This is a genomic window from Acidicapsa ligni (genome assembly GCF_025685655.1).
In the GTDB taxonomy this organism is placed as follows: domain Bacteria; phylum Acidobacteriota; class Terriglobia; order Terriglobales; family Acidobacteriaceae; genus Acidicapsa; species Acidicapsa ligni.
Genome location: NZ_JAGSYG010000004.1, coordinates 65,487 through 91,648, shown reverse-complemented (window position 1 = coordinate 91,648; position 26,162 = coordinate 65,487). Strand labels below are relative to the sequence as shown.

Annotated in this window: 19 protein-coding genes; 14 read left to right on the top strand and 5 right to left on the bottom strand. The window is 56.7% G+C overall.

The window, feature by feature from the left end:
- Window positions 1-15: 15 nt before the first annotated feature.
- Window positions 16-1,335 (bottom strand): sugar MFS transporter, encoded by a 1,320-nt coding sequence (locus tag OHL19_RS14640; RefSeq protein ID WP_263358463.1) that lies wholly within the window; start codon window positions 1,333-1,335, stop codon window positions 16-18.
- Window positions 1,336-1,573: 238 nt separating this feature from the next.
- Between OHL19_RS14640 and OHL19_RS14635 the strand changes: the two genes are divergently transcribed.
- The gene (locus OHL19_RS14635; RefSeq protein WP_263358462.1) at window positions 1,574-2,782 is read left to right on the top strand and encodes a VIT1/CCC1 transporter family protein; all 1,209 of its coding nucleotides are present in this window, start codon (window positions 1,574-1,576) and stop codon (window positions 2,780-2,782) included.
- Here the strand turns inward: OHL19_RS14635 and hemG are convergent.
- Window positions 2,767-4,182, bottom strand: coding sequence for a protoporphyrinogen oxidase (gene hemG, locus OHL19_RS14630; protein WP_263358461.1), 1,416 nt, complete (start codon window positions 4,180-4,182; stop codon window positions 2,767-2,769). The two genes, OHL19_RS14635 and hemG, sit on opposite strands and share 16 nt — an antisense overlap.
- Window positions 4,183-4,488: 306 nt before the next feature.
- Between hemG and OHL19_RS14625 the strand changes: the two genes are divergently transcribed.
- Both OHL19_RS14625 and cydB read left to right on the top strand, forming a co-directional pair.
- A complete protein-coding gene (locus OHL19_RS14625) occupies window positions 4,489-5,838 on the top strand; it encodes a cytochrome ubiquinol oxidase subunit I (RefSeq protein ID WP_263358460.1) in 1,350 nt (449 codons plus the stop codon).
- Window positions 5,839-5,877: 39 nt separating this feature from the next.
- Window positions 5,878-6,918, top strand: a complete 1,041-nt coding sequence (cydB, locus tag OHL19_RS14620; RefSeq protein ID WP_263358459.1) for a cytochrome d ubiquinol oxidase subunit II — start codon at window positions 5,878-5,880, stop codon at window positions 6,916-6,918.
- 25 nt (window positions 6,919-6,943) lie between these two features.
- Here cydB and OHL19_RS14615 read toward each other — a convergent pair whose 3' ends face one another.
- Window positions 6,944-8,800, bottom strand: a complete 1,857-nt coding sequence (locus tag OHL19_RS14615; RefSeq protein ID WP_396126791.1) for a CRTAC1 family protein — start codon at window positions 8,798-8,800, stop codon at window positions 6,944-6,946.
- A 261-nt stretch (window positions 8,801-9,061) separates the two neighbouring features.
- Here OHL19_RS14615 and OHL19_RS14610 point away from each other — a divergent pair, with 261 nt between their 5' ends.
- Window positions 9,062-10,237 (top strand): acyltransferase family protein, encoded by a 1,176-nt coding sequence (locus tag OHL19_RS14610; protein WP_263358457.1) that lies wholly within the window; start codon window positions 9,062-9,064, stop codon window positions 10,235-10,237.
- A gap of 121 nt (window positions 10,238-10,358) precedes the next feature.
- Here the strand turns inward: OHL19_RS14610 and bglX are convergent, their stop codons facing one another.
- Window positions 10,359-12,758, bottom strand: coding sequence for a beta-glucosidase BglX (bglX, locus tag OHL19_RS14605; RefSeq protein ID WP_263358456.1), 2,400 nt, complete (start codon window positions 12,756-12,758; stop codon window positions 10,359-10,361).
- A 175-nt stretch (window positions 12,759-12,933) separates the two neighbouring features.
- Between bglX and OHL19_RS14600 the strand changes: the two genes are divergently transcribed.
- The 10 genes from OHL19_RS14600 to OHL19_RS14555 all read left to right on the top strand — a co-directional run bounded on the left by OHL19_RS14600 (window position 12,934) and on the right by OHL19_RS14555 (window position 24,958).
- The gene (locus tag OHL19_RS14600; RefSeq protein ID WP_263358455.1) at window positions 12,934-13,683 is read left to right on the top strand and encodes an SIMPL domain-containing protein; all 750 of its coding nucleotides are present in this window, start codon (window positions 12,934-12,936) and stop codon (window positions 13,681-13,683) included.
- A gap of 130 nt (window positions 13,684-13,813) precedes the next feature.
- Entirely contained in the window at window positions 13,814-15,964 is a 2,151-nt protein-coding gene (locus OHL19_RS14595; RefSeq protein WP_263358454.1) for a chitinase, read from the top strand.
- Between the two features lie 379 nt (window positions 15,965-16,343).
- Window positions 16,344-18,638 carry an Ig-like domain-containing protein gene (locus OHL19_RS14590; RefSeq protein WP_263358453.1) on the top strand — a complete coding sequence of 765 codons (2,295 nt, stop codon included), beginning with the start codon at window positions 16,344-16,346 and terminating at the stop codon, window positions 18,636-18,638.
- A 106-nt stretch (window positions 18,639-18,744) separates the two neighbouring features.
- A complete protein-coding gene (locus tag OHL19_RS14585; protein WP_263358452.1) occupies window positions 18,745-19,488 on the top strand; it encodes an acyltransferase in 744 nt (247 codons plus the stop codon).
- A 147-nt stretch (window positions 19,489-19,635) separates the two neighbouring features.
- Window positions 19,636-20,346, top strand: a complete 711-nt coding sequence (locus OHL19_RS14580; protein WP_263358451.1) for a site-2 protease family protein — start codon at window positions 19,636-19,638, stop codon at window positions 20,344-20,346.
- 96 nt (window positions 20,347-20,442) lie between these two features.
- Entirely contained in the window at window positions 20,443-21,315 is an 873-nt protein-coding gene (locus OHL19_RS14575; protein WP_263358450.1) for a YihY/virulence factor BrkB family protein, read from the top strand.
- A gap of 292 nt (window positions 21,316-21,607) precedes the next feature.
- On the top strand, window positions 21,608-23,122 hold the full coding sequence (gene pyk / locus OHL19_RS14570) for a pyruvate kinase (RefSeq protein ID WP_263358449.1): 1,515 nt from the start codon (window positions 21,608-21,610) through the stop codon (window positions 23,120-23,122).
- Window positions 23,123-23,342: 220 nt separating this feature from the next.
- Window positions 23,343-23,837 carry a helix-turn-helix transcriptional regulator gene (locus OHL19_RS14565; protein WP_263358448.1) on the top strand — a complete coding sequence of 165 codons (495 nt, stop codon included), beginning with the start codon at window positions 23,343-23,345 and terminating at the stop codon, window positions 23,835-23,837.
- Between the two features lie 139 nt (window positions 23,838-23,976).
- On the top strand, window positions 23,977-24,528 hold the full coding sequence (locus OHL19_RS14560; RefSeq protein ID WP_263358447.1) for a DUF4199 domain-containing protein: 552 nt from the start codon (window positions 23,977-23,979) through the stop codon (window positions 24,526-24,528).
- 61 nt (window positions 24,529-24,589) lie between these two features.
- Window positions 24,590-24,958: a VOC family protein gene (locus OHL19_RS14555; RefSeq protein WP_263358446.1), complete on the top strand. Its 369-nt coding sequence runs from the start codon at window positions 24,590-24,592 to the stop codon at window positions 24,956-24,958.
- Between the two features lie 128 nt (window positions 24,959-25,086).
- Here OHL19_RS14555 and OHL19_RS14550 read toward each other — a convergent pair whose 3' ends face one another.
- Window positions 25,087-25,875, bottom strand: coding sequence for a hypothetical protein (locus OHL19_RS14550; protein ID WP_263358445.1), 789 nt, complete (start codon window positions 25,873-25,875; stop codon window positions 25,087-25,089).
- Window positions 25,876-26,162: the final 287 nt, after the last annotated feature.

The window sequence follows — 26,162 nt, the reverse complement described above, 5'->3', positions numbered from 1 at the left end:
TTAGAGAACGCCCGATTAGAGAGCGACAGGCGAGGTTTCTGAACTACCCGTAGGCTTGTGTCCGACAAGCCCATAAAAGGCGATATACAGATAGCAGACAACAGGCAGCGCCGCCGCGACGTAGAAGCCGTACTTGTCGATCAGGCCGCTAAGCACTACTGGCAGAATCGCGCCTCCAACAACCGCCGTCATGATCAGACCAGACCCCTTGCTCGTCATCGGCCCAAGTCCGGTAATACCCAGCGCAAAGATATTCGGGAACATGATCGAGTTCCAGAATCCGCACAGAATCAGGCTCCAGATAGCGACCTGCCCGGTGGTGTTCATCGAGATCAACAGGCAGATCGTCGCAGCGATGCCAAAGATGCCCAGCAGCTTGCCGGCCTTGACCTTGGTCATGATCCACGCACCCAACAGACGTCCAATGAGCGCCCCAAGCCAGTAGAACGTCGTCAACTTGGAAGCTTCCGCAAAGGAGAGCCCACCCACAGCCTGCAAACCGAAGTAGCCGACCATAAAGCTGGCCAGACCAACCTCCACGCCCACGTAAACAAAGATCCCGATAGCCGCCAGCACCGTATGCCGGTACGACCAGATGCTGCGATTCAGCAGCGCATCCCCATCCTTCGCCGGTCGAAAATCCCGCGTCGCAGTGATCGCCGGCAGATTCGCAAACGAAACCGCAATCGCCAGCAGCACCAGAGCCGCAGCAATAATGATGTACGGCAAACGTACCGTCTCGGCAATGCTGACCTTGTAGGCCATCTGCTGCTGCGCCGACATGAGCGCAACCTCGGCGGAGGAATGCAGCGTCTTGTGCTTCAGAATGAACTCGCCCGCGATCAGCGGAGCAATCATGCCGCCCGTCGAGTTAAATGCCTGGGCAAGATTCTGGCGAATTGGCGCCGAATGCTCCGGCCCAAGCGCCGACACATAAGGATTAGCCGAAGTCTGCAAGGCCGCGACGCCCGCACCCACCACAAATACCGCCGTCAGGAACAGCGGAAAGCTCGCACTCGAAGCCGCTGGAAGGAAAAGCAGCGCGCCCACCACCTGCAACAGCAACGAAACAACAATCGTCCGCTTGTAGCCGATCCGCTCGATCAGCATCGAGGTCGGCGTCGAAAAGACGAAATACGCTGTGAAGAATGCTCCCGTAGCAAACGCCGCTTCCAGCCAGGGCAAATCGAAAACTGACTTGAGATGCGGCACCAGAGACATATTCAGGTTGGTAATGAACCCGAAGATGAAATACAGAATCGTAATGGTAATAAACGGACCGACATAACTCGGAGCGCTGCTTGCCACCGTTTGCGTGGGCGATTTTGTGACCATGGTGAGTCGGTTCTCCGCTTCTAAGAAAAAGTGTGCCTAAAAAAAACAGGTTGCTTGACTAGTCTAGCGAGTCAGGCGGCCCCTGCGTCGAAACGAAAGACTACCGCCTATCTACTGACTGCACAGAACACTATACGTTAAAGATCACCGGGGGGAAATGCGCGGACACTCCTCTTTTGAGCTTCTAACGGATACAGCCCGATTTCAGCTATGCTGCAAGGAAGAATCAGGAGGAACCGTGGCGCTCGATCCCCGAAAGAACATCCGCGCCCGCAAGGTGCTGGCAGCACTCGAAGGCAACTGGCAGGCCGAAATGGAGGGCTACTACACCTACCTCGCCCTCGCCGACCGCGAAAACGACGCGGTACGCGCGCAAGTACTTCGCCACCTCGCCAGCGCCGAGCTCGAACACGCCGCGCTCTGGGGACAACGGTTGACCGAGCTGGGCGGCAAGCAGCCCGTCTACACCGGAAACCCGCACGGCAACGCCGACTCCCTCGCCAGCCGCGCCGGTGGACCGCTCATGGCCCTGCGCCGACTCGAAATCGAAGAGAGCCGCCACATAGCCAACTATGGCACCCAACTGAAAGACCTCGGCGACGAAGCCTCCATCTCCATCCTCGAACACGTCATCGAAGACGAAAAACATCACTATCGCGAACTGGGCTCACTGCTCCGCGGCCGCTCCCACGCCATCCAGGGTGGCAAGCAGATCGTCGACGCCAAGGGGATGCTGGAAGAGCTGCTCGCCAAACGCGACAAAGGCCGCGCCATCGGAGGCAGTTGGATCGGCGACGCCATCTACGGCGTCAATGACGGTCTCGGCGCCATCTTCGGCATCGTCTCCGGCGTCTCCGGCGCTACCGCTGGCAATGGGAAATACGTGCTGCTGGCAGGCCTCGCAGGCATGATCGCCAGCGCACTTTCGATGGGCTCCGGCGCCTACCTCGCAGCCAAAAGCGAACGCGAAATATACGAAGCTGAAGTCATCCGCGAACGCGAAGCCATCGCCATGAATCCCTCTGAAGCCCGCGAGCTGCTCTCACTCTACTACCAGGTCAAAGGCCTGCCCGAAGAAGACTCTCAGCGCGTAGTCGAACACATTGCTGGAGACACCAACCAGTTACTCAAAGCGCTGGCCGCCGAGCGCCTCAACACCAGCGAAGAAGGCCTGAAAGTCCCCTGGGTCTCCGCAACCTCCGGCGCACTCTCCACCGCCGTCGGAGCTATCATCCCCGTAATCCCGTTCTTCTTCATGAGCGGCACGCCGGCCGTGATCACCGCAGCTATCATCTCGCTGATTGCGCACTTCGCCGTCGGTGCAGCAAAATCCCTCATCACCGTCCGCTCCTGGTGGGCCAGCGGATTTGAAATGACCGCAGTTGGTGCCGTCGAAGGCGCAGTCACCTACGCGATTGGATTATGGCTGGGTCATCTGGGCGCGTAATTTTCGCAGGCAGCGACCAGCTCTGTCGCCGCCTGTCGCCCCAGCCGAATGCAGTCCGAAATTCCGATCCCGTCATAAGCATTGCCCACAAGATGCAGCCCCGGCAGCTCGTCCAGGCGTACTCGAATACGCCGCAATCGCGCCTTGTGCCCCACTGCGTATTGAGCCATCGCCCGACGCCAACGCCGCACCTGCACCAGCTCCGGCACAGCCGTAATGCTTAGAATCTGGCGCAACTCCTCGCGCACCAGGTTACCCAGCGCCTCATCCGATTCCGCTAGCAGTTCCTCGTTGTGAGCTCCGCCCAGAAAAGCCCGCAATACAGCTTTCCCCGGTGCAGTACGCCCGGAAAATTTGCGGTGAACAAAAGTACAAGCGAGCAGCGCACGCTTCTCCACCGCTGGCACGAGAAACCCGAAACCTTTCGGAAGCCGCCCGAGTTCTACTTCGTCATAAACAAGATTGACCGTGATCGACGAAGTGTATGGAATCTCGCCCAGCTCCCTGCCCAGCTCTCTATCGATCGGCTTCAACAATATCGCCGAAGCCCACGCCGGAGTAGCAACAATGACCGCGTCAAATCTCTCTGATCTGTCCAGGCTCTTTACCAGCCAACCATCGCCCTCGCGCTCAACCGCGACGATAGGGCTCTTCACATGCAGCCTGTCCGATTCCAGCCTCGCAGTCATCGCATCTACCATCTGCTGCAAACCGTGCCGAAGCGTCGTAAAGATCGGCTTCGCACCACCGGATTTTCCCTGCGCCGCACGCATCGCGCGTCGCCCTGCCAGCATGGCCCGCGTAAGTGAACCATAGCGTGCCTCCATCTCCACCAGGCGCGGCAACACCGATTGCGCACTTAGCTGGCTGGCATCTCCTCCATAAATTCCAGAGAGCAGCGGATCGGCAAGCCTGTCTACCGTCTCCTGCCCATAATGCCGCTTCACCAGAGCCGCCACGGATTCATCCTCACTATGCGACTTAGGCTGCAGCAGTAACTCCCGTGCCATACGTAGCTTTGTGCCCAGGCTGAATAGCCCCGTCAGCGCAGTAGGAATCAGCTTTGTAGGAATAAGAAACATCAGCCCATCTGGCAGAGCAACTAGCCGATTGCGCACCAGGATAAACGTCTTGCGCGAAGCATCATTCGAACTGATAAGATCCGCCTCAAGCCCAAGCTCGCGGCATAACTGCGCAGCCGCAGGCTTCTCCGTCAAAAACGAATCCGGCCCATGCTCCAGCACCGTGCCATCAATCGCCTCGGAAGAAAGCACGCCACCCAGCCGCGAATCTGCCTCGTATAACTCGTACTCAACAGCAGCGCCAGCCTGTTTCGCCTGCGCCAGATCATAAGCAGCAGATAACCCCGCAATACCGCCGCCAATGATTGCAATGCGCATCGAAACCTCAGCCCTCACTTCCTAAGTGTAAGCGACCGCCTCAAATTACTACATCATGGAACGCTTCGACTTACATCCCATATTGTGACTGGCATCACATGAATCTCTCGCAATAAGGTCCATAATGATCCTTCCGCCTGTTACGGAAATTGATACCGGAGAGTGGTACGAAGAGTGCAGCATCACCACGCTGCAAGATCTTCAGTAAGCAAAACTCAGATGCAGTCGCACGTTGCCGCCAACGCCCACCCGCTATCCGAACACTAAGTCATCGCGGCTACGAACGAGTCACTGACAAGGGGGCCTATGAATCAGGAAGTCATGCACCGCATCCAGTTCGCCTTCACCATCACCTATCACTATCTCTTTCCGCAACTCACCATGGGCCTGGCTCTGCTGATCGTAATTCTCAAGACAGTTGCCCTGCGCACCGGTGACCAATATTGGGATCAGGCAGCCCGTTTCTGGGGCCGTGTTTTCGGCATTAACTTCGTCTTCGGCGTCGTCACCGGCATCCCTATGGAGTTTGAATTCGGCACGAACTGGGCGCAGTTTTCGCGTGTCTCCGGCGGAGTCATCGGCCAGCCTCTTGCCATGGAAGGCGTCTTCTCTTTCTTTCTCGAATCCGCCTTTCTCGGTCTCTTTCTCTACGGCGAAAAGCGGCTCTCGAAAGTCATGCACTGGTTCTCCGCGCTGCTCGTCTTCCTCGGCTCATGGCTCTCCGGTTTCTTCATCATCGTCACCGACGCGTGGATGCAGCATCCCGTCGCTTACACCCTCACACAGCAAGGCCACTACGAAGTCACCAGCTTTACCGGATTGCTCCTCAACCCCTGGGCGCTTCTGCAATACATGCATAACATGTGCGGAGCAGTGATCACCGGCGCTTTCGTCATGACTGCAACTGGCGCATTCTATCTGCTCGAAAAACGCTTCGAGCACTACGCGCGCATCTACGTCAAAGTAGGAGTTATCGTAGGCCTGTTAGCCTCAATCGCCATCATCTTTCCCACCGGCGATCTGCACGGCAAATACCTCGCGCGCAATCAACCCGCAACTATGGCCGCCATGGAAGGACAATTCAAAACCGAGAGTGGAGCAGGCATCGTACTCATGGGTCAGCCCAACGAAGATACCGGCCTCATCGACAATCCAATCGTGGTCAATGATGTCTTAAGCTTCCTCATCTACGGCACCACCAAGGCTGAGGTCAAAGGACTCGATCAGTTCCCCCGCGATCAATGGCCAACCACCTTGCCGTTGTTGTTCTACGCATACCACATCATGGCTGGGCTAGGCACTTACTTCGTGCTGGTAATGGCTATCGCAGCATTTCTTCTTTGGAGAAAAAAGTTATATCGCGCTACATGGATTCTCTGGGCACTGTTACTCAGCTTTCCGCTTCCCTACATCGCCAACACCGCCGGGTGGATGACCGCCGAGATCGGCAGGCAGCCCTGGCTCATCTATGGACTCCTGCGAACCCAGCAAGGCTTCTCGCCAACTGTCTCCGCCAGCAATGCGCTCTTCACGCTACTCGGCTTCATGGGCCTCTACTCCCTGCTATCGATCCTGTTCATCGTCCTCATCTATCGCGAAATCAACACCGGCCCCGCTCACGCTCCCACCGCCGCTGCTGAGGCATTAGCCAGCTGACGTCTACGCCGATCTCGTATGTCGAAAGGAATGAATACAATGAACTTCCTATGGTTCTGGCTTGTAGCCATCATGATTACAGGCTATGTTGTTCTCGATGGCTTTGATCTAGGCGTGGGCATACTGCATCTCTTCCTCGCACGCGACGAGCAGGAGCGGCAAACCACCGTCCGCTCCATCGGCCCCGTGTGGGATGGAAACGAAGTCTGGCTTCTGGCAGCGGGCGGCACACTCTACTTCGCATTTCCCTGGCTCTACGCCTCGGCATTCAGCGGATTCTATCTGCCCCTGATGATCGTTCTCTGGCTGCTCATGCTGCGCGGCATCAGCCTTGAACTTCGCAATCATCTCGATCTCGGCGTATGGCGATCCCTGCTCGACGGCCTCTTCGGTCTCTCCAGTTTTCTGCTCACTATCTTCTACGGAGCAGCACTCGCCAACGTCGTTCGCGGCGTGCCGCTAGACGCTAACGGATACTTCTTTCTGCCTCTATGGACCAACTGGCAACCCGGTGTTCATCCCGGCATTCTCGACTGGTACACCGTCATCGGCGGCCTCGTCGCATGCGTCTCGCTCACACTTCACGGCGCACTCTGGCTCACGATCAAAACCTCAGGAGACCTTGAAGCACGCGCACGCCGCATCGTAAGGCCACTTTGGATTGTTCTCGTTCTACTCACCATCGTCAGTCTCTTCACCACCATGCACGTACGCCCCACCAGTCTCGCCAATTACTACAAATATCCAGTCACGTTTTTAATACCCGTTGGCGTACTAGCAGCACTCGCAGGCATCTGGATTTTGAATCGCGCAGGCAAACCGCTACGTGCCTTTCTCTGCTCCGGCTCATATCTCGCACTCATGCTTGTCGGTGCTTGCTGGGGACTCTTCCCGACCCTGCTGCCCGCCTCAACAGGAGCAAGCCGCGACATCACTCTGAACGGAGCCATCAGCGGCCCGTACGCGCTGCAGGTAGGACTGATCTGGTGGGGCCTGGGGATGGCTCTCGCCATCGGATACTTCACCCTCGTCTACTGGATGTTTCGCGGCAAAGTCAGAACGGACCAGCTGGGTCATTGATATTAAAGAATATTTGCAGCCGTGCTCAGTGCTTCGACAATGTACCGGCCGATGTCACCGGGCACGGCTTGCCCTCACACAGGGAAGCTGTAATACCCACGCCTTCCGTAATAATAAAAATCTGATCGACCGCAGGAATCTTCACTGACTCCTTAGCGCCCGATGGCCAGTGAATTTCCGCCACGCCCGCGTCAGTCGCATCGCCAAGACCAAAATGCAGCCGTTGATCGTTCGCCGAAACATAACTGCCGCTGCTCATCACATCTTCGCGTTGCCTGATGCCTTCCCGCTTTAAATAGACCGTGGCGCACATAGCATCACGCGGACTACCCGGACTCGTTGCAGTCTTGCCCCCGCCAATCAACTTCAACTCCACCCAATGATGATGGTCCGCATTGACGTCACGCAACAACACGGCAGGCCCATCAATAGGATTGATCACGACATCGATCTTGCCGTCATTGAATAAGTCCCCAAAAGCAGCCCCACGCGCCGGAATCACATCCGCAAGCCCCGTCCCAGTTACCGGCGGCACAACCTCAAACTTGCCGCCTTTTATATTGTGAAAGAGCAGAGGCCGCTCAGCATAACTCGTCCCCCAGTCATGATCACCGGCATACGGATACACATGCCCATTCACCATCATGAGGTCTTTCCAACCATCGTTGTCATAATCGAGAAAACCCGCGCCCCAACCCAGAAAAGGAATACCCGCCTGCGCAACATTCGCGCGATAACTCATATCCGTAAAGCTTGCATCTCCATCATTATGAAAAAGCACCTTGTAATCATCAGAAAAATCCGTGTCGATAATATCCAGTAAACCGTTGTTCTCGTAATCTCCAACACCAAGGCCCATCGAAGCAACCTCGCGACCATCCTTATTCACCGCGAAACCGGAAACATAACTCGCATCCTCAAACGTTCCATCTCCCTTATTGAGATACAAGTAATTGGCCACCGAGTCGTTCGCAACCAGCAAGTCAGGCTTGCCGTCACCATTGAGATCTACAAAGATCGACGTAAATCCATAAGCGCGGCCGGAATCGGAAACACCAGCCTTCACACTTACATCCGTAAAAGTCCCATCGCCGTTGTTATGAAAGAGATGGTCCGGTTCTCCCTGCAACCCGCGTGGGCCGCACATACCCACCACCCCGCGAAACTTGCACGCCGCATAACCCACAGCCTTGTTTCCACTGACGGGTAGATTGTTCCGATCAAAATGGATGTAACCTGAGATAAATAAGTCCAGGCGGCCATCCCCGTCATAATCTCCCCATGTAACTCCCGCAGACCAGTTACCCAGAGTTATCCCGGCCTTCTCCGCAACATCGGTAAAAGTTCCATCGTGATTGTTACGATAAAGCCGATTCTTCCCATAGTTAGCCACGGCTATGTCGGGCCAGCCATCGTTATCGAAATCCCCAACAGCCACGCCATAGCCCCAGCGGTCATTGGTTACTCCAGCCTTGGCCGCAACATCCGTAAAAGTCCCGTCGTGGTTGTTATGAAATAACGCGGCATGGGGCGAAGGTTCTTTCCCATCCAACGCATCGAATGTCGACCCGTTCACCAGGTAGATATCCAGCCAGCCATCGCCGTCGTAGTCAATCAATCCAACGCCAGATCCATTCGCATCCAGGATGTATTTTTTCTCCAGCGTCCCCATGACATGCTTCCATTTGGAGACTCCGGACTTATCCGAAATGTCGGCAAAAATGACCGGGCCTGTCGCAACGAATCCGCCCGCAGTAATAGGGCGATGCTGTGCGTCATACTCCGCCTTAGCCGCGGCTCCAGTCGAGTTGCCGCCCATACCTCCGCTCGTCTGCTCCTGCGCTGGCTGGGCATGCAAGCTGCCGCCAACCGCCGCCATCATCAGCACGGCGATATTCAAAACGGCTAGGCGTAAATATGGAATGCAAGACTGCGACGACGAAACTCTCACGTGGCAAAGTGTACCGTATGGACTAGATTGCTGGCTCCCTCCAGCCAAAACGCACTTGCGAAGAGTGCCCAGAGGCGATAGCTTTGTTGACATACAAAGAACATGCAAGACTTGCCAGGCCGCTTCGCCCCAGAACGAATCGCGCAAACATAGCACTCCACGTTCGCTTCACATAAGGGAGAACTGAACTACATGACCGCAACTGTCACAGCACCTGCGCCGAATCCTGTCCGGCGCCTCATATCGCTCGATGCGCTGCGTGGCATCACCATCGCCTTCATGATCATGGTCAACGACAACGGCGATGACCGCACCGCATGGCCATTTATGAAGCACGCCGACTGGAACGGCATGACAGCCACCGACCTCGTCTTCCCCACTTTTCTTTTTGTGGTCGGAGCATCCATAGTCTTCGCCTTCGAAGCACGACTCGCCAAAGGCGCAACCCGCACGCAGCTCGCCTGGCAGACCCTGCGCCGCGCCGCAATCCTCTTCCTCTTCGGAACCATCATCAATGGCTACGCAGAAGTACTCTTCCACTTCCCCCATATCCCGTGGGGAACATGGCGCATCTACGGCGTACTCCAGCGCATCGCCATCTGCTACCTGATCGCCTCTTTGCTCTACCTGTGGAACAGCAAACCAGCAAACAAGATTGCCATCATCGTCGGCGCACTGGTCGGCTACTGGATACTCATGCGCTGGGTGCCCGTCCCTGGCCTCGGTCTTCCCGGCCGTGACATCCCATTCCTCGATCGCGATGCCAACCTGGTCGCCTGGATCGATCGCCACGTCTTCCCACATCGCCTCTATGAAATCACGCGCGACCCCGAAGGTCTGCTCAGCACACTGCCCGCAATGGGTACCTGCCTGCTTGGCATGTTAGCTGGCATGTGGATGAGAACAAAGCACACGCTCACCGGCAAAGCTGCTGGACTGGCCGGTGCTGCCGCCGGGCTGATTGCCCTCGGATCTCTCTGGGCCATCTGGTTTCCGCTCAACAAAAAACTCTGGACCAGTTCCTACGTCCTCGTCGCCGCAGGCATCTCTACCGCTGCACTGGCGTTGCTTTTCTGGGTCATTGAAGTCAAAGACTGGCGCGGCAAATGGATCTGGCCCTGGATCGTTCTCGGCTCCAACGCTATCGCCGTCTACATGATCTCGGAGCTGCTTGGCACCACAATCAACGCTGTCGCTGGCTGGATTCATGGCAAGCCCTTCGACGCTACCGGGTGGGTCGACACGCATTGGTTTCTCCCCATCGGCCACGGTGGACTCGGCTCCTTTGCCTATTCGTTTGCCTATCTCGTCGTATGCTTCATTCCCATCTGGATCCTGTATCGCAAACGCATCTTCCTCAAAGTCTGAGCGCTTATCTCAAACAAAAACAAATCGGGGACTGCGAATCGCAGTCCCCGATTTGTTTGCTAGGAATAGAGCATCGGAATAGATTAACCGTTCCTTGCTGAACGTTTCTACTGAACGTTCCTCACTGAACCTCGAAGCTCGTCTCCTTCGAGGCAAGCGAACTGCCTCCAACAAACGCTTTGTACGTAGTCGGCTCAACAGTCCATTTGCTCTCCACGTTAACGAAGCTCAACTCCTTGAATCCCAGCGGAAAATCAACATGCTTCGTCTCGCCCGGCTTCAGCGTAACGCGCTCAAAGCCCTTCAATTCGCGCACCGGCTGCTCCACAGAAGCTGAAGTATTACGCAGATAAAGCTGCACAACTTCCGTCCCAGCCACGCTGCCCGTATTGCTCACATCCACGCCAACCGTGAGCGCAGCAGCATGTCCCTCCACAACATCGTGCAACGTAACCGTCGTCTTGTTGACTGTTGGCTGCGAATAACTGAAGCGCGTATAGCTCAATCCCCATCCGAACGGAAACAGCGCTGAATTTTCCTCATCCAGATAGCGTGACAGGAACTTTTCAGCCGCATTCGTCGGCAAGTGACTCAGATCGCCATGTGCAGGCCGACCCGTCGGCATCTGTGCGTAGTAAAGCGGCTCCTGACCAACTGAGCGCGGAAAACCGGCAGGCAGCTTGGCAGAAGGATTCACATCGCCAAACAAAACATCCGCCACCGCATGGCCGCCTTCCATCCCAGGGAACCACGCTTCAACAATCGCAGGCACATGCGCTCCAGCCCACTTGATCGTGCTCGGCCGCCCCGTAAACATCACCAGGATCACCGGCTTTCCAGTAGCCGCTACAGCCTCCAGCAACTCCTCCTGCCGACCTGGCAAGTTAAGATCTGCCCGGCTCGACGCTTCGCCCGTCATCCAATCCGCACTCTCACCCAGAGCAAGAATCGCCACGTCCGCCTTCTTCGCCGTCTCGACCGCTTCGGCTATCGACTTTGTATCGTCAATCGCGGGCTGTTCCTTGGCAGCAGAAGCCGCCTGCTGATCGATAAACGCAGCGTGGTGCAGCACTTCTTCATCCTTGCCCGTCAGCACTCCGCATCCCACCGCATAAAGCAGCCGGTCTCCCAGCCGTTCCGTCAATGCCGTGCGCAGTGAAACGGCATACTTCGGATCGCCCAGAGCCGCCCACGATCCCAGCATGTCCTTCGGCGAATCTGCCAGCGGCCCAATCAGCGCCACCGTCTTCGCAGCCTTGGCAATCGGCAGCAACGATCCCAGCCCTTCAACCGGATCGTTCTTCAGCAGCACAATCGTCTCATCGGCAACCGCCCGTGCCTGCGCCCGTTTCTCGGCAGTCGGCTCGTATGCCGGAGTCACCGCCGTATACGGATGCTCAAACAATCCCAGTGCAAATTTCACCCGCAAAATTCGTCGAGCCGCTTCATCCACCACCGACTCCGGAATCTTCCCCGAACGCACCTGCGCGGCAATTGTCGTGGCATAGAGATTGCCCTCCATGTCCATGTCCACGCCAGCCACAAGAGCCTTGCGCGCCACCGTGGAACCATCCGGACCAATCGCGTGATTCAACAGTTCCCCAACCGCTCCCCAATCCGAAACCACAAACCCATCGAAGCCCCACTCCTTGCGCAGAATCTGCGTCATCAGGTAAGGATTCGCCGTCGCAGGCACGCCATTCAACGAATTGAACGAACTCATCATCGTCGCCGCGCCTGCCTCAACCGCAGCACGGTACGGCTGCAAGTACACCTGCCTCAGCGTGATGTCGCTCATGTCCACTGCGTTGTAATCACGCCCCGCAATCGCTCCCCCATACGCGGCAAAATGTTTGACGCTGACCGCCACGGAATCCGGCTTGGTCAGGTCCCCTTGCTGGTATCCAGCCACCCATCCGCGAGCAATCGCCGCACCGAGATATGGGTCTTCACCAGAGGACTCGACAATGCGTCCCCAACGCGCATCCCGCGCAATATCCACCATCGGAGAGAACACCCAGCTAAGACCATCCGCGCGCGCCTCAACCGCCGATGTCCGCGCCACGCCCTCTACCAGCTTCGCGTCCCAGCTCGCAGCCAGGCCCAGCGGAACAGGAAACGTCGTATGGTCACCATGAATCACATCCATGCCAAAAATAATCGGGATGTGTAGCCGCGACTTCTCCATCGCAATGTGCTGATAGTGGTTCGTCTGCTCCGCGCCATTCACGTTCAGCATCGACCCCACCGCGCCATTCCTGGTCAGATCGTCATAGCTCACCTTCGCGCCCGCCGGTCCGGTGGCAAACCCCGCCGAATACTGCACCGTCTGGCCGATCTTTTCCTCCAGGGTCATCTTCTTCAGCAGCGCCTCAACCCGCGCATTCAGGTCGCGATTCGTCAGTTGCGCATTCGGCACATCATGCGTTCCAGACGATTGGGCCACGCAAAGCGAAGCGGGAAAAGTCATCATGCCGAGCAAAAGAACAGTCAGGAATTTGAAGTCAATCGTTTTTTTCATAGCGAAGTCATACTATACCCTCACATCCTGACCGCACCAGACGCCTAAAAAAATAAAGAATTCTCAATACGCAATCGATTGTGCATAATTCCATAAATTGACAATTCGCGGGATCTGTTTCCGGATCAGGGAAGCAATGCTATCCTTCCCACAAATGCACGGGCAGGAGGCCGGGATGATGAAAACAATCTGCGCTGCTGTTGCAACATTCGTTCTGTTTTTGCCTGGATTGACCACCGCACAGACAATCCAGATCAATCGGGAAAACAAGACGATTGCCATCAACACCTCGGACGAGGCATCTTCAACTGCAGACATCGCCGCCGTTAACATCGGCTTTGAAGTCTTCTCGCCGGACTCGCAAACCGCCTACGCAGAAGCCAGCCGCATCTCCCACGCTGTCATGGACGCCCTCAAAAAAGCAGGCGTGGATAGTAAAAGCATCGAGAGCAAGACCCAGACACTGAACCGCAATAACAACTTTGACGAACGGGATACAGCCGAAGACCGAGCTAAAAAACAATTTCACTTCCAGCAATCCTGGGAGGTAAGCGTAAGCCCGCAGAACGCCGCAAACGTTCTTCATCTGGCGGTTTCCGCCGGAGCAAATCAGGGCGGCGACATCGAGTGGCGTCTCTCCGGACGCAAAGATCTGCAGGCAAAAGCCGCAGCGAACGCCCTGGTGAAAGCTCGCGCAGTCGCCACTCAAATGGCAGAGGGTCTGCACGTCAGACTTGGCCCGCTCATCTACGCCAGCAACGAAACACCGAACGCAAAAATCTTCTTCGCCAGGCCTCGAAACATTCCGGAGATGTACTCCAGCGTATCAATGGCATCTGTAATCCCCAACACCCTCCCACTTGAAATTCGCCCCCAGTTGATCCGCGAAGAAGCCACAGTCTACGCCGTCTTTGCCATCGAATAACCTGAGTTTCCCGCCCCGCCATTCCTGCCGCTGCAATCCAGCGAAAACTGGGGATTCCAGCCCACTCCCGGGAATGCGATTTACCATCAGAGAACGCCAGCCATCGCAGGCGGAGGTCCCGAACCCACCCATGAGAATCAAATCCCTTTGCTTGCTCGTTCTCCTCGCCCTGTCGCCGCTTACATTTGCCGCCGCCCACGCGCAGCAAGGCACCAACGCCGGCACCGTGCCCACCTTTCAGCACACTATCGGCAGCAGTTCCTACACCCTCGTAGGCCGTGACCCTGCACAGGGAGGCACCACTGCCATCCCTACCGTGCTCGTCCCCATCACGCTCTCCTTCGAGGCAAAAAAGACCGCAGGCAAGCCCTTCGCAATGGACGCAGCCTCCGACGTGCCCGGCATCCTCAGCTCCCCCATCTTCACCAGATTCGCCTTCACCCCCGGCGAAAAAACGCAGTATGCCGACGCCCTGCTGCGCACCACCTTTCCCAGGCAGGGCGGGTGGCACACCCTGCTTGACAAGCCCGAAGTAAAGCCTCTGAAGATCACCATCCCCATCGGCTTCGGCTACGTTCTCACCTCGCAGAAAAGCGGCCAATCTCTCGCCGTAGTCGATGTTCAATTTCTTCAGAAGGAACTCTTCAAGCAGCTTCCCCGTCAGGATGGCAAGCTGGTCATCGCCGTCACCCATAACACCACGTATTATTCCGATGGAGACGCGACCGAGTGCTGCTCCTGGGGCACGCATGGCGTAGATTCCGCGACCGGAAACTCCTTCGTCCTCAGCTCTTATCTCCACGCGGCACCCTCTGTCGTCGAAGACAGCGACATACAGCCGCTAACCCAGCAGCTCGCCGAATTCATCAACGACCCGCTCCATGATCCGCTCCTCGAAGGCGGCTATCGCAGCCCCGGCGCCCCGGGCAATATCGTTCCCGCCTGGATGCGTCTCGCCCACGTCCCTGCTGGCGATCAAGGCCGATGCGGAGGCACACATATCGCCTCCTCCTACTTCCTGCTCGAACCCACCAATACCAACCCCAAAAACAATATCCCCGCGTCGAAGGGCTTCCTTGCCCATACCGCCACCACTACGTACCATCTGCAGAATGTAGCCCTGCTTCAGTGGTACACAGGTGCCTCGCAAGACCTCGGCAGCACATTCAGCTTCCCCGACGCAAACACACTTACCGAAGCCGCCCAGCCATGCCCCGCACGCGGACACAGAGGAGGAGACGATGAGGAACCCGCCGCTCCGCTGCCCGCAGTCGCAGCAAGCGGCCTCACTTCCGCAGGCAACGGTCACAAGCTCATCGGTTACTGGTCCGGTTATGGCCGCGCAGGCACAGCCTTTCCTCTTCGCGAAGTATCGCCGCAATGGGACATCATCCTCGTAGCCTTCGCCACTCCGGACAAAGACGCTCCTGAAGGCACCATGAAATTTCAAACGCCCGCAGGACTCGACCCAACTCAATTCAAGGCCGATATCGCCTATCTGAAGAGCAAGGGCAAAAAGGTCATGATCTCTCTCGGTGGCGGAGGTCAGCACTTCACACTCGCCGATCCCAACCGCGTTCCGAACTATGTTTCTTCCGTGACCCAGATCGTCTCCGAGTATGGCTTCGACGGCATCGACATCGACTTTGAAAGTCCCTCACTTTCCATCGACCCCGGCGACACCAACTTCCAGCATCCGACCACGCCGTCAATCGTGAATCTCATCTCAGCGCTGCATCAGCTTCACGATCACTTCGGCCCCAGCTTCATGATCAGCCTCGTGCCCGAAGGCACACAGATTCCCTCCGGCTACCCAAGCTACGGCGGACAGTTCGGTTCCTATCTCGCTATCACTTACGCCATCCGCGACATCCTTTCCTTCATCGATGTGCAGGACTACAACACTCCACCGCTTCAGGGCCTCGATGGCGAAATCTATCAGCCCGGTACGGTGAATTATCACGCCGCCATGACCGAGCTACTGCTCCACGGATTCAATGTCGGCGGCGATCCTAAACACTTCTTCCCACCTCTGCCGCCCAGCCAGGTAGCTGTCGGCTTCCTGACTCCCGACACCACGCCCACCATCGTCAACCAGGCAATGGATTACATCATCACCGGCAAAGCCCCCGCCGGAACCACTTACAAACTACGCAATCCCCACGGCTACCCCGGCATGATCGGCGCCATGTTCTGGACCATCGACGACGATCGTCGCAACAACTACGAGTACTCCAACACCGTCGGCCCTCAGCTCCACAACTACCCGGCTGCAAAATAAAGTTTGAAGACCTGGGATGTTCATAGAAATTCTTATGAACATCCCAGGTCGATAAAAAAATCTTACTGCTGCAAAAGTCTTTGTTTTGAAAGGGCGCAGCCTCAGCCGCGCCGCAAACTTTCTTGCCAAAAACATACTTGCGATATAGGATACGCATCCAAAGGGATGTCGAATTCAGAAAACCAGCCAATCCTCATGATTTGGCTCGTGAGCGAGAACAGCGCCGACTCACAGGAAGCACCAGCGAATTGTTAAATTGCTCTATTTGATTGCCTAAAGCGAAGCATCTCCAACAAGACAACGTCGTCACCAACAGGTTCATGGCTATCGTCCCCAGAGCATGTAATCGATTAGCGGCCATGAGTTGAAGGAGAAGCCTGTGAGCTTGCCTCAAAGAGCACGCCGGATCAATACCCCACTCGCTCTCACCACAGGATTGCTCATCTGCGCGCTCGCTATAGCTTTCGTCGTACATTCTTACTTATCCCCGCCGACTGCTATATCGGTCTATCCCACAGCAGATGAAGCCGGTGTCGATGCAACAACCCGCATCACGATAACCTTCAACCGAAAGATGTTGAGTGGAACGATCAATCCCTCGACCTTCCAGCTTCGTGACGACCGCAACCGAATTATCCCCACGATGGTTGCCTATGAGGATTCACCACCCAGGGCCGTGTTGTCTCCACTCACCGCTCTGAGCCCAGGCTCTACCTACCAGATCACGCTCACCGGCGGAGTACCGGGTGGAGGACAGGGTGGAGTGATGGACATTCGCCGCCATGCACTCGCAACCAATCGCACCTGGAAATTCACCACCGGAATCGCCCCCCCAGCCTCGCCAGCCGATGGACCAGGTGGTCCCATTCTCCTCGTCACCAGCTCCACCAACGGCTTCAGCCAGTACTATGCGGAGATACTGCGCAACGAAGGCTTCAACGAATTCGCCGTCACCGACATCGCACATCTCGACAGCGCCACGCTGAATAAATACGACCTCGTCCTGATGGGAGAATTTCCAATCACGAAGCCGCAGGTCCGTCTTCTAACAGACTGGGTCTCCGCAGGAGGCAATCTCATTGCAATGCGCCCCGAGAAACAGCTCGTCGAAAGCTTCGGATTGAGCCTGGCCGACCCCGCAGCCCTCCCGCCCTCCATACACGACGCGTACATCAAGATCGACTCGAAAACACCGATGGGCGCGGGCCTCGTAAAGCAGCCAATTCAATTTCACGGATCGGCGGATCTGTACGACCTCCACGAAGCCACCCCGCTTGCCCTGCTGTATCGCGACGCAAAGACTGCCACCCCATACCCGGCATCCTGTATGCGCAGCTTCGGACACGGCAATGTCGTCCTCTTCAGCTATGACCTCGCTCGCTCCATTGTCTATACCCGCCAGGGAAATCCACTCTGGTCCGGAATCGATCGCGATGGAATACCTCCAGTCCGCTCCGACGATCTTTTTTACGGAGCAAGCAAGACCGACCAGCAGCCGGATTGGGTCGATCCCGCCCAGATAGCCATTCCTCAGGCAGACGAGCAGCAGCGCCTGCTCGCAAACATCATCACCCTCACGAACGCAGAGAAAAAGCCCCTGCCTCACTTCTGGTATCTTCCACGCGGACTCAAAGCTGTAATCGTCATGACCGGAGACGACCACGGCAAAGGAGGAACAGTCGGCCGCTTTCGAAGTTACCTGAAGAAAAGCCCCCCCGGATGCTCTATCGAGAACTGGGAATGTGTTCGCGCAACGTCCAATATCTTCGTGGGATCCATCTCGCCCTCACAAGCCGCCACCTTCGCCGAACAAGGCTTTGAAATCGGGCTTCACGTATACACCGCCTGCACAGACTGGCCCACGAAGACAACCACCGCAGCCGATGGAACCATCTCTCGAAGTGTGATCCGGCAATCTGCGGATGCCCTGTACACGCAACAGCTCAAAGGCTTCGCGACTGAATATCCTGGCGTCCCAGCTCCTGTGAGTAACAGAACCGATTGCGTCACCTGGGGAGACTACGATACACAGCCGCAGGTTGAGCTGATCCACGGCATCCGCTTCGATACCAACTACTATTACTGGCCGCCGAAATGGGTGCAGAATCGTCCCGGCATGTTTACCGGATCGGGGATGCCCATGCGCTTCGCCCGTCAGGACGGCACACTCGTGGATGTCTACCAGGCCACGACGCAGATGACGGATGAGTCCAGTCAGATATATCCATACACTGTGGATTCACTGCTTTCCAATGCCCTGGGAAGCTCGGAATACTACGGTGTTTTCACCGCGAACATGCACAATGACTGGCCCAAATCTCAAGGAGCAGACGCCATCCTATCCTCAGCTCTCGCGCGCCACGTACCCATCGTGACGGCATCACAAATGCTGAAGTGGCTCGATGGCCGCAATGCATCCGCGTTTCGAAATCTGACATGGAGCCAGGGACAGCTCAGCTTCGCGACCGCCATAGGCACCGGAGGCAACGGCGTTCAGGTACTTCTTCCAATGGCATCGAGCGCAGGTAATTTAACCAGTCTGTCACTAAACGGACATGAAATCCGCCATGGAACACGCACCATCGCAGGCCTGACCTACGCCGCCTTTCCCGCAGCTCCGGGCAAGTTTGTGGCCACATACCGCACCTCCCAAAACGCAACCGCCAGCCGATAACAAAAAGTCCGCTCCAAAGCGGACAATGCAGATAGGCCAGCCGTATCGAAAAGCCGCAAAGTTGCCCACCCCGCATCCTTTCCCGCCGGTGTATCGTCGTATGTGTATGGCCGAACTCACAAACGCTCCGACCGATAAGCAAGCTCGCATCCCACAACCTCTCCCCGAAGCAGAGGAGGTCTACCGTCGCTGGCTCGGCTACCTCGATGAAGAGTTCACGCGTCATCAGGCGGCAGAGCGTCGCGCCGAGATCGTCCGCGACCAGCTCTTCCAGCTCTATCTGGGACGACCGCACGGGGGCAAACTCAACTTCACCCTCACCAGCGAACTTCCCCTCAACGTCCTCCAGCTCTCACTCGACCCCGGCAACATCACCCTCGAAGCCGAGCACCATCCCGACGTCGATCAGGAGCGCTTTGCCGCCAGCAAGCCCCTGCTCTGGTTCTGGATCATGTTTGACCGCTCGCCCATCGGCCTCAATCACTGGCTGGGCATCCGCTTCCGCTGCATGCTGGGCCATCATCTCTTCGCCAAAATGGGCAAAGGCGTACGCATCGACCACGGCGTCGAACTGACCTACGGCTACAACCTCACCATCGACGATGGAGTCATCGTCCGCCAGCGCGCCCTGCTCGACGATCGCGCCGCCATTCACCTCGGCGAGGGAGCAGTCATCGGCAACTACGCCCGCATCTACACCCACACCCACGATAACGACGACTACGACAAACTGATCTTTGCCGAAACCACCATCGGCGCCCGCGCCCGCGTCGGCGCTCACACCACCGTTCTAGCTGGAACCAAAATGGGCGACGGCGAAATCGTCGGTCCACACGGCACTGCGAAGTAACGGTATCGTCGCGTAATCATCCACAGCGCTAGCCGGGCTATAGGAACACATTAGCCCGGCATAAAGATTACATCTGGAATCAGGAAAGCCCCCGTGTCACCGTGCTAATCTGAGCTTTCCCGATCACCGGAGAAATTAGCAGCAAATATGAGTATTCAGTTTGTAATTGCGCTGTACGAGTTTGTAATTCTTCTTTTTTCACTTTCGTTTCACGAGTGCGCACACGGATGGATGGCCTCTCGCCTGGGCGATCAGACAGCCCGGATGCAGGGTCAGATCACCATGAACCCCGTCCGCCACATCGACCCCTTCGGAACCGTTCTCTTTCCCCTGCTCATGGCCTTCGGTCCACTCATCGGCTTCGGTGGCGGCCTTGTCTTCGGCTGGGCCAAGCCGACGCCAATCATCAGTCGCAATTTCAAACACATCCGCCGCGATGAAAACCTCGTCGCCGCCGCTGGCCCAATCGCTAATCTGATTCTCGTCGCCGGGGCATTCCTGCTGCTCGTCGTGCTGATGAAGCTCATTCCAGGCGGCGCACCCGCCGTTTACGCCGCAATGCATTTCGGCGTCATTCTCGGCACAACATCGGTTCCGCAGGCGCTGGCGCTGCTCGGTTACCTCACCATCGTTGTCAACCTGGCACTCTTCTTCTTCAATTTTCTGCCAATTCCGCCACTCGACGCCGGTACGGTCCTCCGCAACATGCTGCCCTATAACTCACTCAATACCTACGACACCATCGCCCGTTTTGGATTCATCCTCATCTTCATCCTCGGTCGCATCGTAGTGAGCTTCTTCATCGGTCCGGCACTGGGTGTAGTGAACGGCCTGCTCGCCCTTTTTCTGCGCGCCTAGAGTTCCGGCAGACCTGTTCCAGTTACTTTTCCTACCCCGTCAGCCAATCCGACTAGTGCGCTCCTCCGCGCCTGCGGTACTCTTCGAGAGACAACTATGGGCGTCCGCAGCCGACATCTTCGCAGCGCAGTACGGCAGGCGTGGCAAAACGACGTGGTGAATACCGCGAAGGCCGCCGCCTACTCCGGCATGTTGATGCTGTTTCCCGCTTTTCTCGTGCTCACCACCCTGCTGGCGCTCGTCCCGCAAGGCAACGCTCTTCTGGATGTCATCCGCACCACCGCCGAACAGTTCCTGCCGGCCGACACCATGTCCCTGTTGCAGTCCTACTTCGTCACCCGCCGAGCCTATTCCCTCCAGGTCATGCTCTCCGCAACCTCCCTCAGCAGCCTGGCCGGACTCGGCATGATGCTCACCATCATGGAAGGCTTTCGCCGCGCCTATCGCCTGCCCCGCGACTCCTGGTGCTTCTGGAAACGACAGCTCCGCGCCCTCATGCTTCTCCCGATAGCGTTCGTTCCCCTCTCGCTGGCCACGCTTCTGCTCATCTTCGGGCACTCCTTTGAAATCTGGATGATCAACAATTCCGATCATGAAATACTCATCCTCGTCGTGCTGTTCTGGCGCTTCGCACGCTGGACCCTCGCCGCTCTAACCAGCATTACCGTTCTCGGAACCCTCTACCATTTCGGAACCCGCAGCAAAGAGCACTGGCACTGCATCATCCCCGGCGCCATCGCCGCCACCCTGCTCTGGTTCCCCGCCACCCTGGCCTTTGGCTGGTACGTCACTCGCATCGCTGACTATTCCATGCTCTACGGCTCCCTCGGAACCGGCATCGCCACCCTCGTCTGGCTCTACATCACCTCATTCAGCGTCCTGCTCGGAGCCGAACTTAACGGCGTTCTCTACCGCGAACGGCAAGCCGTATGGGACAAGAAACTCCCCGGACAAACGCCCCTCATATAGCCCAATTCCCTCGCCGATCGGCCTCCGTAACCACGTCCGAATCCTCCACCCACATTGCATTTGGATGAATACCAACGCAGTCCGGGCGGCATCGACGCAGACCACGCTCCTGTACAATTGAGCGGGCTGGAGCCAATACGGAAGAGCCTTCGATAAACCGTTTTTCTGCATGGACAGGCGCATGCTCATTCCTGCCCTGCCCTGCACAATAATGACTCTGAGCAGTTGTGGAATGCACTCTTCTGCGCAGTATGCTGTATCAACTTGCTTTTTGAATTCTGGAGTATTGCTGATGTCCACGTCTGACCTTAGTTTTAATGATTCGGTGCTTCACAGAAATGCCAAAATCGTCGCCACCCTCGGCCCCGCATCCAACACCGAACCCGTTTTTCGCGAATTGGTCCGCGCCGGACTGGATGTAGCCCGTCTTAATTTTTCGCACGGATCCCATGAGGACAAACTCTCCCTCATCCAGATGATTCGCAAAGTCGGCCGCGAAGAGCACAAGCCGCTCTGCATCCTCGCCGACCTGCAAGGCCCCAAGATCCGCACCTCCAGGCTCGTTGACCACAAGCCGGTCCTGCTTGTAGCCGGTGAAAAAATCACCATCACCCCTCGCGAAGTCGATGGCACCGCAGCCCTCGTCGGCACCACCTTCAAGACTCTCGCTGAAAACGTTGAAAAAGGCTCCCGCATCCTGCTCTCCGACGGGCTCATCGAACTCCGCGTCCATGAAGTCAACGACGGCGATGTCGTCTGCGAAATCGTCAACGGCGGCAAGCTCGGCGAGAACAAAGGAATCAACCTTCCCGGCGTCGCCGTCCGCGTACCCGCGCTCACCGAAAAAGACGATATCGATCTCGAATTTGCCCTGCGCGCCGGAGTCGATGCCGTCGCCATCTCCTTCGTCCGCACCGCCGAAGACATCACCTTGGTCCGCGAGCGCGTTGCCTACTACGGCGGAGCAACCTGGATCATCGCCAAACTCGAAAAGCCCCAGGCCATCGATAACCTTGAAGCCATCCTCGCCGTTACCGACGGCATCATGGTCGCTCGCGGCGACCTCGGCGTTGAAGTTCCTCCCGAAAAAGTTCCCGCCATCCAGAAACACATCATTCGCCGCGCTGCCGACCTCCGCAAGCCGGTCATCACCGCCACCCACATGCTTGAGTCGATGATCGACAACCCGCGCCCCACGCGCGCCGAGGTTTCCGACGTTGCCAACGCCATCTACGACGGCTCCGACGCAGTCATGCTCTCCGGCGAATCCGCCATGGGCGCCTATCCCGTCGAAGCAGTCAAAATGATGGCCCGCATTGTCGCCGATGCCGAGCAGAATATCGCTACCGACAAATCCGATGGCTCCCTGATCACCGCCCCGCGCCACAAGACGCTCTCCGTAGCCGAAACCATCTGCGAAGCCACCGCCCACGCAGCCCAGGACCTCGACCTACGCGGTATCGCTATCTTCACCGAAACCGGCGCCACAGCCATCAAGCTGTCGAAGTACCAGCCCGCCGCTCCCATCTACGCCTTCAGCTCCGTCGATGTAACCATCAACCGCCTCAACCTGCTCTGGGGAGTCATCCCCATCCGTTGCTCCAAGGTCCACACGACTGAAGCAATGGTTGAGCTGGCCGAGACCCTCCTGGAGCAGAACCACTACGCCACCAAGGGCGAAATCGTAGCCATCATCGCCGGCACCGGCACCAAATCCGGCAGTACCAACTTCCTGCGCCTCCATAAACTAGGCGACCGCGTCTACCGCCAGACAGAAGAATCCGAAGCCACCACCGTAGACGCCTAAACGAAAACGCAATCCGAAAGACCACCCCGGTCTTTCCCTAAAATTGGAACAAATCCCGGTTATCCACCCTTCCTGCATCCTCAGCAGGAAGGGTGGGATAACAAATTTTCACCACCGCCTAAACAAAAAGCGGTTGCCCATCAGCGGACGCCCCATACCTGCCGCTCCATATTTGCAGCGCCCTCACCGCGGCAAAGGTATACTTCTTCACATCCAGATCATGAAGCGCCACGTCCTCATCTTCGGCCTCGTCGGCGGCCTCCTCATCGCCACCCTCCAATACACCGAATACCGCTTCGTCATCATCGAACACTCCGTCGAGATCTACAGCGCGCTCGTCGCCATCCTCTTCGCGACCTTCGGCATCTGGCTCGGCCTCCGCATCACGCGTAGTCGCGAAACTATACGTGAAACAGTCGTGGTGAAAGAAGTACTCGTCCCTACGGAATCCCCTGCGGATGCCCCCGCTAGATTCATTGCCAATGCCGCCTTCGCACCCAATACCGCCCAGCAGCAGACCCTCGGCATCACGGCCCGCGAGCTGGAAATCCTCACCCTGGTCGCCGGCGGCTTCAGCAATCGCGAGATCGCCACGCAGCTTTTCATCTCCGAAAATACTGTCAAGACACACTGCGCCCGCGCCTTCGACAAGCTAGGAGCAGCCCGGCGCACCCAGGCCGTCCAGCGCAGCAAAGAACTAGGCCTCTTGCCCTGACAGCGTCGCCCGGCACGCCAGCGTCATCAAAAAGCAGGATTTTCACTCCATTCCTGCAAAATCACTCAAAAGGATGACGACATCCAGCCCCGTTACACTGCATCGTGACATCATCCTCATCGGTACCAGGAGCCTCACAATGAAGAAAACCGTCCTCACCTTCGGCCTCATCGCTGGCGTCATCATCTGTGTCCTTATGGGCGGCTCACTTCTCATCGCCGACAAGATCGGCTCGGGCCACAGCATGATTCTCGGCTACACCATGATGGTGGCGTCGTTCCTGCTCGTCTACTTCGGCATCCGCAGCTACCGCGACAACACACTGGCAGGCCAAATCTCCTTCGGCCGCGCCTTCACCTGCGGCATCCTGATCACCCTCATCACCACCATCTGCTACGTCGCCATGTGGGAGATCGTCTACTTCAACTTCATGCCCCACTTTATGGACAGCTACTTCGCCGCGCAGATTCACAAGGTGCAATCCTCGGGACTCGACCCCGCCACCACCGCCGCGCAGGTCGCTGCCATACAGCACTCTCAGCAGCTCTACCAGAATCCCCTCATCAACATGGCCTACACCTTCATCGAGCCCCTGCCCGTCGGCCTGATCATTACTCTCATCTCCGCTGCCATCCTCCGCCGCAAAATTCCTGTTGAACCCGCCGCCGCTCCCGCAGTTATGATGAGATAGTCAAAAAGGCCTTCCACCCCAAACACGTAGGTTTGAACAACCGTTTCCTATAGGAGATTGCATGGCTTCAATCACTGGCTTTGGCGGAATATTCTTGCGAACGGATGATCCAAAAACGCTGTATCAATGGTACGAACAGCATCTCGGCCTGGTAAAGTCCGAAGCTGGCTCCTTCTCGTTCCCTGCTCCGACCCAACACCCCGAAGTTGTGTTCTCCTTCTTCAAACAGGACAACGCCTACTTCCCCCCGGCCCAGAAAGCAATGATCAATCTCCAGGTGGACGACCTCGATGGAGTACTGGACCGTTTGATAGAAGAAGGTGTCACAGTCGACCCGAAACGCGAAAGCTACGATTTCGGAAAGTTCGGCTGGCTCACCGACCCGGCAGGAAATCGCATCGAGCTCTGGCAGCCAATCACAGCGGAATAATGCCTGGTCCGCCCAGATTGCTCCTCAGAAACTGACCCACAGAAATCGTCTCGTATCGAGTGATCATCCCCTGCCGTCCGAAACGCCGGCCTTTTGTCCACTGCCAAAGGACCGATTTCGTAACGATCTCACTGCTCCATAATGCGACGAACTTCAATCACTCGAATTCTGGATCCATTCAGCCGCGTTTTCAGCCGCTGAATGGCTTCCTCCTGAGCTTGATTGGCGAGAGCATTCCTTCGGGCAGCCTCTAAGACTAAGTCTGGGTGCTCACTCGGAACATTGATCACTTGAATCTTTGGGCCACTTGCGTTCATGTTCTGCACTTGGATAGCCTTCTTCGGAGCCTGATTGGCGCTAACATCTTTCGACTGGAGTGGATCATCTCCGGTGCGGTTCAAAATGAATGCCAAGATTGTGTAGTCGATCTGTGCCGGAGTAGCCAGATCGTTGCGCGGGATATCTGGAATCATGGATAGAGCTTCGCGCAGCGAGGGACGGACTTTATATTTGGGGTTCAGGTCCGGTTCTGGGATTACCTGAGGAAGCGCATCGATCACCTTCACATTTAATTCGGAGGAATCGCTGAAATAGAGAGGCACACCCGCCGACGAGTATATGTCGAGGGTAGGATAGGTCGATTGGTAACTCCTACTAACCTGTTTATTACCCGGGAGTTGCCCTCTAGTAACAACAACCTGTGTTGCCAACTCGGGATGTTTCATTAGCCACTGCAATTCGCGTCTTCCAAACTCATAGGAAGAAATCTTTACACTTACGAAATTTGGGCTTTCAGCAGCCGGGGACGTGGACTGAGTGAAAATCTGTTCCGCCGGGAAAAACAGAAGTACGAAGAACAGGATTTTTCCTAGCGTAACAAGCCGCATTCTATTCTCCTTTTGCAAGGGGTATCCCATCTGTCAAAGTGTCTCCACGGATGAGAGTGAAAGAATTGTTCATTTAAAATCAGTTAACACAGATACCACAGGCCCAAGTGCTCAGGCAACTACGGTTATGATCACTGGTACTTGACATGAGAGTACATCCAGATGCCGCTGTAACTGTACATAACGATGGAGCAGGATACAGCGTATACGATTGTTTTGAGCAGGTGTGGACGTACACCCCGCTCGCCGCGCTGCGCCCATCACGCCCCAGAAAGCGAGATATTGCAGACTCGAAACAGGCTAGAGGGTAGAATTTG